The organism is Rhodococcus sp. BS-15 (assembly GCF_000813105.1).
GTDB lineage: Bacteria > Actinomycetota > Actinomycetes > Mycobacteriales > Mycobacteriaceae > Rhodococcoides.
This window is the reverse complement of sequence record NZ_BAOX01000142.1, coordinates 1-11,937: the sequence shown is the minus strand read 5'-3', so window position 1 is coordinate 11,937 and position 11,937 is coordinate 1. Positions and strand designations below refer to the sequence as shown.

Annotated in this window: 8 protein-coding genes and 4 pseudogenes; 10 read left to right on the top strand and 2 right to left on the bottom strand. The window is 64.6% G+C overall.

Annotation, left to right across the window (positions count from 1 at the left end; genetic code table 11):
* From sucB to RHBS_RS16255, 5 genes and pseudogenes are all read left to right on the top strand, one after another.
* Window positions 1-798: 2-oxoglutarate dehydrogenase, E2 component, dihydrolipoamide succinyltransferase (gene sucB, locus RHBS_RS16275; protein WP_128646032.1), on the top strand; the 798-nt coding region annotated here is incomplete at its 5' end.
* A gap of 149 nt (window positions 799-947) precedes the next feature.
* On the top strand, window positions 948-1,838 hold the full coding sequence (locus RHBS_RS16270) for a TIGR01777 family oxidoreductase (protein WP_121869578.1): 891 nt from the start codon (window positions 948-950) through the stop codon (window positions 1,836-1,838).
* A gap of 21 nt (window positions 1,839-1,859) precedes the next feature.
* Window positions 1,860-2,639 (top strand): lipoyl(octanoyl) transferase LipB, encoded by a 780-nt coding sequence (gene lipB / locus RHBS_RS16265; protein ID WP_121869577.1) that lies wholly within the window; start codon window positions 1,860-1,862, stop codon window positions 2,637-2,639.
* Window positions 2,640-2,649: 10 nt separating this feature from the next.
* Window positions 2,650-3,663 carry a lipoyl synthase gene (gene lipA, locus RHBS_RS16260; protein ID WP_176459221.1) on the top strand — a complete coding sequence of 338 codons (1,014 nt, stop codon included), beginning with the start codon at window positions 2,650-2,652 and terminating at the stop codon, window positions 3,661-3,663.
* A gap of 60 nt (window positions 3,664-3,723) precedes the next feature.
* A pseudogene (locus tag RHBS_RS16255) lies at window positions 3,724-4,478 on the top strand (DUF4191 domain-containing protein).
* A 39-nt stretch (window positions 4,479-4,517) separates the two neighbouring features.
* Here the strand turns inward: RHBS_RS16255 and RHBS_RS16250 are convergent.
* Window positions 4,518-4,981 (bottom strand): annotated as a pseudogene (locus RHBS_RS16250) (RDD family protein).
* A gap of 167 nt (window positions 4,982-5,148) precedes the next feature.
* Between RHBS_RS16250 and glnA the strand changes: the two are divergent.
* The 5 genes and pseudogenes from glnA to RHBS_RS16225 all read left to right on the top strand — a co-directional run bounded on the left by glnA (window position 5,149) and on the right by RHBS_RS16225 (window position 10,379).
* Complete coding sequence (gene glnA / locus RHBS_RS16245; protein WP_032368128.1) at window positions 5,149-6,585, top strand: type I glutamate--ammonia ligase; 1,437 nt, start codon at window positions 5,149-5,151, stop codon at window positions 6,583-6,585.
* Between the two features lie 188 nt (window positions 6,586-6,773).
* Window positions 6,774-7,424, top strand: coding sequence for an ABC transporter permease (locus RHBS_RS16240; RefSeq protein WP_037192916.1), 651 nt, complete (start codon window positions 6,774-6,776; stop codon window positions 7,422-7,424).
* Entirely contained in the window at window positions 7,417-8,613 is a 1,197-nt protein-coding gene (locus RHBS_RS16235) for an ABC transporter ATP-binding protein (protein WP_128646031.1), read from the top strand. The genes RHBS_RS16240 and RHBS_RS16235 overlap by 8 nt, the downstream gene beginning before the upstream one ends.
* Window positions 8,610-9,396, top strand: a pseudogene (locus RHBS_RS16230) (ABC transporter permease). The gene RHBS_RS16235 and the pseudogene RHBS_RS16230 overlap by 4 nt, the downstream one beginning before the upstream one ends.
* Window positions 9,396-10,379: a glycine betaine ABC transporter substrate-binding protein gene (locus RHBS_RS16225; RefSeq protein WP_121869573.1), complete on the top strand. Its 984-nt coding sequence runs from the start codon at window positions 9,396-9,398 to the stop codon at window positions 10,377-10,379. The pseudogene RHBS_RS16230 and the gene RHBS_RS16225 overlap by 1 nt, the downstream one beginning before the upstream one ends.
* 12 nt (window positions 10,380-10,391) lie before the next feature.
* On the opposite strand, the pseudogene RHBS_RS16220 reads toward RHBS_RS16225, so the two are convergent.
* Window positions 10,392-11,937: pseudogene (locus RHBS_RS16220) on the bottom strand (bifunctional [glutamine synthetase] adenylyltransferase/[glutamine synthetase]-adenylyl-L-tyrosine phosphorylase); the annotation flags it as partial.

Here is an 11,937-nt window from a genome sequence, read left to right as displayed (position 1 = left end):
TCCGCTGCTGCGCCTGCCGCCGCATCCAAGCCCGCTGCCCCGGCCACCGCCGGTGTTCGCCCGGAGCTCGCGCATCTTCGCGGAACCACGCAGAAGATCAACCGGATTCGTCAGATCACCGCGAAGAAGACGCGTGAGTCGCTGCAGACTTCTGCACAGCTGACGCAGACCTTCGAGGTCGACGTGACGAAGATTGCCGGTCTGCGTACCAAGGCGAAGGCGAAGTTCGCCGAGAACGAGGGCGTCAACCTGACGTACCTGCCGTTCTTCGCGAAGGCCGTCGTGGAGGCTCTCAAGGCGCACCCCAACGTCAACGCGAGCATCAACGAGGACGCCAAGGAGATCACCTACCACGCCGATGTCCACCTCGGTATCGCCGTGGACACCGAGCAGGGTCTGCTCTCCCCCGTCATCCACAATGCAGGCGACCTGTCGCTCGCCGGACTGGCTCGGGCGATCAACGACATCGCCACCCGTGCACGCTCGGGTGGACTCAAGCCCGACGAGCTGTCCGGTGGCACGTTCACGATCACCAACATCGGCAGCCAGGGCGCGCTGTTCGACACCCCGATCCTGGTTCCGCCGCAGGCGGCCATGCTGGGCACGGGTGCGATCGTCAAGCGTCCGGTCGTCGTCAAGGACGACTCGGGCAACGAGTCGATCGGTGTTCGCTCGATGTGCTACCTGCCGCTCACCTACGACCACCGCCTGGTGGACGGGGCCGATGCGGGACGCTTCCTCACGACGATCAAGCAGCGTCTCGAAGTGGCGTCGTTCGAGGCCGATCTCGGTCTGTAGGCAACCGGCGAATCGTATCTCTCACGTATTCTGGTGAGAGCGCGAAACATTCGCATCGGAGTCTCGACAAGAGGGGCACGAACCGTGCATCCGGGGCATCATTCGTTCGCGAATGATGCCCCGTTTGCGTCAAGGAGGCTTTCGTTCACATGCGCGTAGTCATTGCAGGTTCATCAGGATTGATCGGCACAGCGCTCGTCGCGGCATTGCGAGGCCGGAGCCACGACGTCACCCGGCTCGTTCGGCGCACGCCTGCCGGACCGGACGAGTCCCAGTGGGATCCGTCGCGCGGGAGCATCGACGCGGCCACGCTCGACGGTGCCGACGCCATCGTCAACCTCTGCGGCGTCGGTATCGGCGACAAGAGATGGTCCGGTGCCTACAAGCAGTTGGTACGAGACAGTCGCATCGCCCCGACCGAGGTACTCGCTGCAGCTGCGGCCGACGCCGGGGTCCCCACCTTGATCAATGCCAGTGGCGTCAACTTCTACGGCGACACCGGCGACCGGGTGGTGGACGAGACTGCCCCCGTCGGTGAGGGATTCCTGGCCGAAGTATGTCGCGACTGGGAGAACGCCACGTCTGCGGCGTCTGAAGCGGGTGTTCGCACGATCATGCTGCGCAGCGGTGTGGTGCTGTCGCAGCGCGGCGGCATGCTGGGCAAGCTTCGGCCGCTGTACCTGTTCGCTCTCGGCGGGCGATTGGGCAGTGGCCGTCAATACTTCCCGTGGATTTCGTTGGAGGACGAGATCGGGGCCATCGTGCACGGCATCGAGAACGACGCACTGCGGGGACCGGTCAACATGGTGGGCCCCACTCCGGTGACCAACGCCCAGTTCAACAGTGCGATGTCGCGAGCGGTGCATCGACCGGCCCCATGGGTGGTGCCCGGCTTCGCGTTGAAGGCCGTGATCGGTGAGTTCGCCGAGGAGGCCATTCTGACCGGGCCACGGGCAATTCCGAAGGCACTCGAGGACGCGGGCTACACCTTCGAGCACAACACCATCGGGGAAGCACTGCGGGTGGCCGTCGGCTCGTGACGCGGCGTACCGTTCCGATTCATGAGTGAAGCGAACTCTTCGCCGGCCGCTGTGTCGGCACGCGCGAGCTCCGAGCCGGTCGTGGTGCGAGAGTTGGGCACCGTGGAGTACACCGAGGCCTGGGCACTGCAGCGCGAGCTGGCCGGTGCTCGGGCGGACGGTGCCGGCTCCGACACGCTGCTGCTGCTCGAGCATCCGTCCGTCTACACGGCCGGGAGGCGTACCTCCGAGGAAGACATGCCGCGCGACGGTACCCCCGTCGTGGAGGTCGATCGTGGCGGCAAGATCACCTGGCACGGACCCGGCCAACTGGTGGGGTATCCCATCGTCAAGCTCGCGCAGCCCATCGACGTCGTCCGGTACGTGCGCCGCATCGAAGAGGCACTGATCTCCGTCGTGTCCGCCTACGGCATCACCTGCGGGCGCGTCGACGGTAGATCCGGGGTGTGGCTTGCAGCGCAGATGCGCGGCGGCGCGTGCCTGCCCGAACGAAAGATCGCGGCGATCGGAGTCCGTGTTCAGCGTGGAGTGACGCTGCACGGTTTCTCGCTGAACTGCAATGCGGCCATGACCGGTTTCGATGCGATCGTGCCGTGTGGCATCGCCGATGCCGGTGTGACGTCGCTGTCGCTGGAGCTGGACCGAGACGTCACCATCGGGGACGTCACCGCCGCGGTCACCGAGGCGGTTCTGGCCGCGCTGGACGGGTCGATGCCCGTGCAGGACCACGAGATCGAGCATCCGCCGGTCGCGGACGCGTCGATCAACCCGCAGTTCACGACGGTCCGCTTCGGCGCGTAGCATCGATGCTGTGACTGTGGCCCCAGAAGGACGCAAGCTGCTCCGCCTCGAGATCCGAAACGCGGAGACCCCCATCGAACGCAAACCCAACTGGATCAAGACCAAAGCCAAGATGGGCCCGGAATACACCGAGCTCAAGGGTCTTGTGAAGCGCGAGGGTCTGCACACGGTGTGCGAGGAAGCCGGCTGCCCCAATATCTACGAATGCTGGGAAGATCGCGAAGCGACCTTCCTCATCGGCGGTGAGCAATGCACCCGCCGTTGCGATTTCTGCCAGATCGACACCGGGAAGCCGGAGGATCTCGATCGAGACGAGCCGCGCCGGGTGGCCGAGAGCGTGCAGGCCATGGGTCTGCGCTACTCCACGATCACCGGCGTCGCTCGTGACGATCTCGAGGACGGCGGCGCGTGGCTGTATGCCGAAACGGTTCGGTACATCAAGAAGCTCAATCCGAACACCGGCGTCGAACTGCTCATCCCCGATTTCAATGCCAAGCCAGATCAGCTGGCCGAGGTCTTCTCCTCACGCCCGGAGGTGCTCGCTCACAACGTCGAGACGGTGCCGCGCATTTTCAAGCGCATCCGTCCCGCCTTCCGGTACCAGCGGTCGATGGACGTCATCACCGCGGCCCGCGACGACGGTCTGGTCACCAAGTCCAATCTGATCCTCGGCATGGGCGAGACTCCGGAAGAGGTGCAGGAAGCCATTCGCGATCTGCACGAAGCCGGTTGCGACATCCTGACCATCACCCAGTACCTTCGCCCGTCGCCGCGCCACCATCCGGTCGAGCGTTGGGTCAAGCCGGAGGAGTTCGTCGAGCACTCCGATTACGCGACCGAAATCGGGTTCGCCGGTGTGTTGGCCGGGCCGTTGGTCCGCTCCTCCTACCGCGCCGGACGCCTCTACGCGCAGGCCATGGCGCATCACGGCCGTGAATTGCCCGAGAGCATGAGTCACCTGACCGATGGCGGCGAAGCCTCCCAAGAGGCCAGTTCGCTGATGGCGCGTCTGGCGGCTCGCTAGATCTTTTGCCAACCCGGCGCGGTGCACGTGAGCGTCGGCACAGGACGTATCCTGTGACGTATGGCGAAAGGCAGTAAGGCTGGCAAAGCAGCAAAGCCCAGCAAGGAAGCAAAAGCGGCTGCCAAGGCGGCGCGCAAGCAGGCATCGAAGGAACGGCGTAAGCAGCTCTGGCAGGCGTTTCAGATGCAGCGCAAGGACGACAAGGTTCTCCTTCCGCTGATGATCGGGTCGGTGGTCGGGCTCGGGCTCCTCGGGTTCCTCATCGGCTTGGCCTTCGACTTCCAGTGGTTCCTGCTCCCCATCGGACTGCTCCTGGGCGTCCTGGTTGCGTTCATCATCTTCGGTCGCCGCGTGCAGAAATCGGTGTACAAGAAGGCAGACGGGCAGGCAGGCGCGGCCGCGTGGGCCCTGGACAACCTGCAGGGGTCGTGGCGAGTGACCAATGCGATCGCCGGAACCACCCATCTCGACGCCGTGCATCGAGTCATCGGCAAGCCCGGTGTCATTCTCGTGGCCGAGGGTGCACCGCATCGCGTGAAGTCACTGTTGGCTCAGGAGAAGAAGAAAACCGCCCGTTTGGTGGGCGACACTCCGATCTACGACATCATCGTCGGAAACGAAGAGAACCAGATTCCGCTCTCGGGTCTGCAGAAGTACCTGTCGAAGTTGCCGAAGAACATCGACGGCAAGCGCATGGACACTATCGAGTCGCGGCTGTCCGCTCTGGGCACCAAGGGTGGCCCGGCGATGCCGAAGGGACCCATTCCCGGCGGAGCAAGATGAAGGGTGTTCAGCGGACCATGAAGCGCCGCTAGCCACTCACGACCACTCGGACAGCCTGGTGCGCAGACCCCTCAGCGGGTCCGCAGCAGGGCTGTTCCCGTTGCACGGTCGTGCATTCCTCGACCGTCCATGTCGGTGACTACGGCCGGGACGACGAACAGCAGAATCAATTGGCGAACCAGCGCGCGCACGAAGCGACCCGCGCGTGTGCGTCGATGCGTGCCACCTGAATACCGACGATGAACTGCCCCGGAGTGAACGAGAACAGCGAGACGCTCACCAGTCCGACGCCGAACCACACGGCCAGCACGATCGTCGAGATCAGTCCGCTCGTGGTGTATCCACCGAGAATGAGCGACGCCACGCCGGTGGCCATCGTCCAATCGAGCAGCAACGCGAGGACTCTGCGGCCGGTACCGGCCAGCGCGCCGACGCCCTGCTGTGGAAGACCCAGCTCCTCCCCGCGGAAGTTCTGGGGTTCACGTGGGTTCGCGGAGGCCGGTCCGGACAACCAGGACCCTGTCATTCGTGCCATGATTTCCAGGATAGGCGCGGTCGGGCACACGGGAAAACACCTGGACGTACTGTTGTCCCTGCCAGCCGTGAGCCAGGACGCGTAACACGGGCGAAACACGAGCTTGACGGGCGGGCAACACCAAGTCCATAACGTCAGGTTGACGGACTCAACAAAGGAGCAAAAGCGTGGCGTTTTCCACGGCCCAAGAGGTCATCAAGTTCATCGCAGATGAAGGAATCGAATACGTCGACATCCGGTTCACGGATCTGCCGGGTGCACAGCAGCACTTCTCGATCGCCGCCAAGGCGTTCACGGCAGACACGCTCGAGGACGGCCTCGCGTTCGACGGTTCGTCCGTCCGCGGCTTCCAGTCGATCCACGAGTCCGACATGATCCTGCTTCCGGACTACGCCACCGCTCAGGTCGATCCCTTCCGCAATGCCAAGACGCTGAACATCGACTTCTTCGTTCACGATCCGTTCACGCGTGAGGCCTACAGCCGCGACCCGCGCAACGTTGCACGTAAGGCCGAGGAGTACCTGGCCAGCACCGGCATCGCCGACACCGCGTACTTCGGTGCCGAGGCCGAGTTCTACATCTTCGATTCCGTGCGCTTCGATTCGCAGGCGAACGGTGCGTTCTACGAGGTCGATTCGTCCTCGGGTTGGTGGAACACCGGAGCCGAGACCGAGGCCGACGGCAGCCCGAACCTCGGTTACAAGGTGCGTTTCAAGGGTGGCTACTTCCCCGTCGCTCCGTACGACCACTACGTCGACCTGCGCGACCAGATCTCGACCAACCTGCAGAACGCCGGCTTCGAGCTCGAGCGTGCGCACCACGAGGTCGGCACCGGCGGCCAGCAGGAGATCAACTACAAGTTCAACACGCTGCTTCGTGCGGCAGACGACCTGCAGCTGTTCAAGTACATCGTCAAGAACACCGCATGGCAGAACGGCAAGTCGGCGACGTTCATGCCGAAGCCGCTCTTCGGCGACAACGGTTCGGGCATGCACGTGCACCAGTCGCTGTGGAAGGACGGCAAGCCTCTCTTCCACGACGAGGCCGGATACGCCGGACTGTCGGATCTCGCTCGCCACTACATCGGCGGCATCCTGCACCACGCGCCGTCGCTGTTGGCATTCACCAACCCGACGATCAACTCGTACCACCGTCTGGTGCCGGGCTACGAGGCCCCCATCAACTTGGTCTACAGCCAGCGCAACCGCTCCGCTGCGGTTCGTATCCCGATCACCGGCAACAACCCGAAGGCCAAGCGCCTCGAGTTCCGTGCGCCGGACTCCTCGGGTAACCCGTACCTGAACTTCGCCGCTCAGATGATGGCCGGTCTGGACGGAATCAAGAACAAGATCGAGCCGATGGCACCGGTCGACAAGGACCTCTACGAGTTGCCGCCCGAGGAAGCCAAGAACATTCCTCAGGCACCGACCTCGCTGAACGCGGTCATCGACCGGCTCGAGGCCGATCACGACTACCTCACCGAGGGTGGCGTGTTCACCACCGACCTGATCGAGACCTGGATCTCGCTCAAGCGCGAGCAGGAAATCGCTCCGGTGAACCTGCGTCCGCACCCGTACGAGTTCTCGCTGTACTACGACGTGTGATCGACCCGATTTCACGCTGAAAACGCCCGGCCGAATCTTTTCGGCCGGGCGTTTTCGCGTTCTCGATTGTCTCCGATCGGCAAAGTTTTCGGCAATCGACAAAGAATTGGGACCGGTCGGCGTTTGATAGTCGGTACGCGGGGTAAAGGTATTTATCCGCTACCGGCGAACAGAGGGACGACAACTGCATGGATGCACTGTGGGAATTCATCGTCGGACGGCGAAGACAGTTGGCGATCGACTCCTATCTGCACGTCTCGGCCGTCGTACAGTGCGTCGTCATCGCCACCGTCATCGGTGTCGCGATCGGAGTTCTCGTCTACCGCAGCCCCGCTGGGTCGGCGATCGCGACGGCACTCGCGAGCACCATCCTGACGATCCCTTCGTTCGCGCTGCTGGGCGTGCTCATCCCCATCATGGGATTGGGTGTTCGGCCCACGGTGACCGCGTTGGTCCTCTACTCTCTGCTGCCGATCATCCGCAATACCGTGGTCGGTCTGGCTGCAGTCGATCCGGCCGTCGCCGACGCCGCCCGCGGTATCGGAATGAGTCGCACCCTGGTGCTGCGACGCATCGAAATTCCTCTCGCCTGGCCGTCGATTCTCACCGGGATGCGGATCAGCACGCAGATGGCCATGGGCATCCTGGCCATCGCCGCGTACGCGAAAGGCCCTGGCCTGGGCAACCTGTTGTTCTCCGGGCTCGCGCGCGTGGGCAGTCCCACGGCCCTACCGCAGGCCCTCACCGGCACTGTCCTGATCGTCCTGCTGGCGTTGATCCTGGACGGGATCTACGTGTTGATCGGCAAACTGACCACCTCGAGGGGTATCCGTGAGTGACTCGACCCGTACATCGAACGTCTCCGGCGCGGAAATCGTGCTCGAGAACGTCACCAAGAGCTACCCGGGGCAGAAGCTCGCGGCCGTGGACAACGTGTCCATGACGATTCCGGCCGGCGAGGTCGTCGTTCTGGTCGGGCCCTCGGGCTGCGGTAAGACGACGACGATGCGCATGATCAACCGGCTGATCGAGCCGACGTCGGGCCGCATCACCATCGGTGGCAAGGACGCGCTTTCGATCGACCCCAACGAGTTGCGTCGCACCATCGGCTACTCCATCCAGCAGGCGGGCCTGTTCCCCCACATGACGATCGCGCAGAACGTCGGGATGGTGCCCGGGCTCATCGGTTGGAACAAGAAGCGCATCGACGATCGCACAGACGAGATGCTCGATCTGGTCGGGCTCGATCCGGCGGTCTACCGCGAGCGCTATCCACGTCAGCTCTCGGGTGGCCAGCAGCAGCGTGTCGGCGTCGCCCGCGCACTCGCCGCCGATCCCCCGGTGCTGTTGATGGACGAGCCCTTCGGCGCGGTCGATCCGATCACTCGAGGACTGCTGCAGGACGAATTGATGCGGCTGCAGGCCGAACTGGGCAAGACCATAGTGTTCGTGACCCACGACTTCGACGAGGCCGTCAAGCTCGGCGATCGCATCGCCGTTCTGGGGAACCAATCGACCATCCTCCAGTACGACACTCCCGAGGCCGTTCTCGCCAACCCCGCAGACGACACCGTGGCCGGTTTCGTCGGTGCCGGAGCGGCATTGAAGCAGTTGACCTTGATGCGGGTACGCGACATCGAACTGTCCGACGTCCCTGTTTTCGGCGAGGACGATTCGGTGGACATGATGAACACCGCTCTCGGCTCCGATCCCGAGGCCTGGGGAATCATCCTCGACTCGCGCAAGCGCCCGCTTCGGTGGACCGATCGACGCCACCTCGTCGGAGTCGGGAGCCTGCGCGACGTCGGTGTGCCGATGGGCGAGATGGTCTCGACGCAGTCCACCCTCCAGGACGCGCTCGAAGCTCTTCTGTCCGAGGGCAACGCAACGGCCACCGTCACCGGCAACCGCGGCGAGTACGTCGGCACCGTGACGATCGACGTACTGATCGATACCGTCAAGTCCCTGCGGTCCCAACACGCGAACGACCACGACGAGCCGCGCACCGACGTAGGGACTCCGTCGTGACGACTCTGGCCGATACCGGCGACGACACGAAGGACACCGCGCGAGCCGCCAAGCGGGCCGAACGTCTCAGGCTGCTGATCCAGCCCGTGGTCATCCTCGCCATCGTGGCCGTTCTGTTGGGGTACACCTTCAGCCGAGACCTCACCGCCACCCAGTCCGGCACGTTGAACGCCGGCAGCATCTTCACCGCCGTTCGAGAGCACGTCGCGATCACGATCGTCGTCACTGCCCTCGTTCTCGTCATAGCGGTTCCGCTGGGAATCCTGTTGACGCGGCCCCGGTACCGAAAGCTGGCTCCGCTGTTCATCGGCATCGCCAACATCGGTCAGGCCGCACCCGCGGTCGGCTTGCTGGTGCTGCTGTTCCTGGCCACCGGGTGGACGGGCTTCACCGCGGGCGTTCTACCCATCGCGTTCTACTCACTGCTCCCGGTTCTGCGCAACACCATGCTGGGTTTTCAGACGGTGGACCCGAACTACATCGACGCCGCTCGCGGTCAGGGAATGTCGAACATGGGCATCCTGCGGCGCATCGAGTTCCCCCCTGGCGGTGCCCTTCATCCTCGCAGGTCTGCGTACCTCACTGGTGCTGGCCGTGGGCACGGCAACTCTGAGCTTCCTCGTCGGTGCCGGCGGACTCGGAGTGTTGATCGACACCGGCTACAAGCTCAACCAACCGATCATCCTTGTGGTCGGAGCAGTCCTCGCGGTCGCTCTGGCGCTGCTGGTCGACTGGCTCGGCGCTCTCGCCGAGGCATTTCTCGGACCGAAAGGACTCCGCTGATGCGGCGCAGCACTCGACGACTCGTGGCCCTGTGTGCGGCTGCGACCATGGCGTTGACCGGATGTGGCTTGCAATCGGGCGGAGCGATGCCGTTGTCGGTCGAACCCGGCAGCATCACCCCGCTCCCGGGCCTCGAGGGAGCGCAGTTGACCGTCGGGTCCAAGGACTTCACCGAGCAGATCATTCTGGGTTACATCCTCGAATTCGCCTTGAGCGCTGCGGGAGCCGACGTTCGCGACCTCACCAACATCGCCGGCTCGCAGAGCGTACGACTGGCTATGCAGAGCGGCCAGGTCGACGTCGCCTACGAATACACGGGCACCGGCTGGATCAACTTTCTGGGCAACGAAACCCCCATTCCCGACGCCACCGAGCAGTTCGAGGCCGTGCGCGATGCCGACAAGGCCAACGGCATCGACTGGGTCAATCCTGCACCGATGGACAACACGTATGCGTTGGCGATGAATCAGCAGGTGGCGCAGGCGACCGGGGTGCGCACGCTGTCCGACTATGCCGCTCTGGTGAACCGAGATCCCGCTGCGGCGGCGTTGTGCGTGGAGACCGAGTTCAACAGCCGCCAGGACGGTCTTCCAGGACTCGCAGCGACCTACGGATTCGACGCGAGCACGCTGCCCGTACAGATTCTGCAGACCGGTGTCATCTACCAGGCCACGGCCGAGGGTGGCCAGTGCAGCTTCGGTGAGGTGTTCACCACCGACGGCCGCATCAAGGGCCTGAACCTGACGGTGCTCGAAGACGACAAGTCGTTCTTCCCGCGCTACAACGCCACGGTCATCATCCGCCAGGAGATCGCCGACCGGTATCCCGAGATCGCCGAGGTGACCGCGCCGATCTCGGACGCGTTGACCAACGAGGCCATCTCCGAGTTGAACAAGCAGGTCGACATCGACGGCCGCGATCCGGCCGATGTTGCGCGCGACTGGATGGTTGCGCAGGGCTTCGTCACCGTGGGCAGCGATTAGAGACCGACGGGACTAGAGTCCGCCGAACGTTCTCTCCACCACGGCCTTCGCCCGACGCGTCACACGCAGGTAGTTGTCGAGGAACGCTCCGGCATCGCCGTTCTCCCAGCCCGCCACCTGCGCGACTGCGGAGAGCACAGCTCCCGGTCGCGGCAGCTGATCGGTGGGCTTGCCGCGGACCAACACCAGCGCGTTGCGTGCCTTCGTCGCCAGGATCCATGCCTCCCTGAGCAATTCGATGTCGGTCTCGCTCATGAGCTCGGCCGCACCGATGGCGTCGAGTGATTGCAGGGTCGAGGTGTTGTGCAGCGTCCGGACTTTGTGCGCATACCTGAGCTGGATCAGCTGAACGGTCCACTCGATGTCTGCCAGTCCCCCGCGTCCGAGCTTGGTGTGGGTCGAGGGGTCGGCCCCCTTGGGCAGACGCTCGGAGTCGATGCGCGCCTTGATGCGTCGAATCTCGCGGACCGCGTCGGCGGACACTCCGCCTTCGGGGTAGCGAACCTTGTCTGCCATCAGCAGGAACCGGATGCCGAGATCCTGGTCGCCGGCCACCTGGTGCGCCCGCAGCAGAGCCTGCACTTCCCAGGCCTGAGCCCACTGCGCGTAGTACGCGGCGTACGAAGACAGGGTGCGCACCACCGGGCCGTTGCGACCTTCCGGCCGCAGACCGGTGTCGACCTCGAGGGGCGGATCGGTGCTGGGCGCGCCGAGCAGTTTGCGGATGCGGTCGGCAATGGTGTTGGCCCACTTGACCGCAACGGTCTCGTCGACGCCGTCCACCGGTTCGCAGACGAACAGCACGTCCGCGTCGCTGCCGTAGCCGAGCTCACCGCCGCCCAGCCGTCCCATGCCGATGACGGCGAGAGTTGCCGGAGCCGGCTCCCCCCGCTCCTTCTCGCTGGCTCGCACCGCAGCGGCAAGCGCTGCATTGATGACTGCGGCCCAGACCGAGGACAGCGCGCGGCACACCTGAGGTACGTCCAGCATGCCCAGAATGTCTGCCGAGGCCACCCGCGCCAGTTCGTGGCGTCGTAGTGCCCTGCTGCGTTGATGGCTCGTACCGGGTCCTCGTACCGAGCCGAGGACGACAGGATCGCGCGGTAGGTCTCCTCCGGCTCGGCGTCGAGCAGTCGGGGGCCGGTGGGTCCGTCGGCGAACAACCGAATGACCTCGGGGGCTTTGATCAGCAGGTCCGGTACGTAGGCCGAGGAGCCGAGCACGATCATCAGCCGCTGCGCCACTGCGCCTTCGTCGCGCAGCACGCGCAGGAACCACGTCTGCTCCCCCGCCGATTCGGACAGCCTGCGGTAGTTGAGCAGTCCGGCGTCGGGATCGGGGGTGTCGGCGAGCCATTCGAGCAGCGTCGGAAGCAGCACGGCCTGAATCTGGCCGCGGCGGGTACCGGAGCCGACGAGCGCACGGAGGTGGCCCAGCGCGTTCTGCGGGGTCGCGTAGCCGAGCGCGGCGAGCTGACGCGTCACCGCGTCGGGGGGTCAGACGTACTGGTCTCGGAGTCGAACTTGACCACCGAGTCGAGCAACGGCCGGTAGAAGAG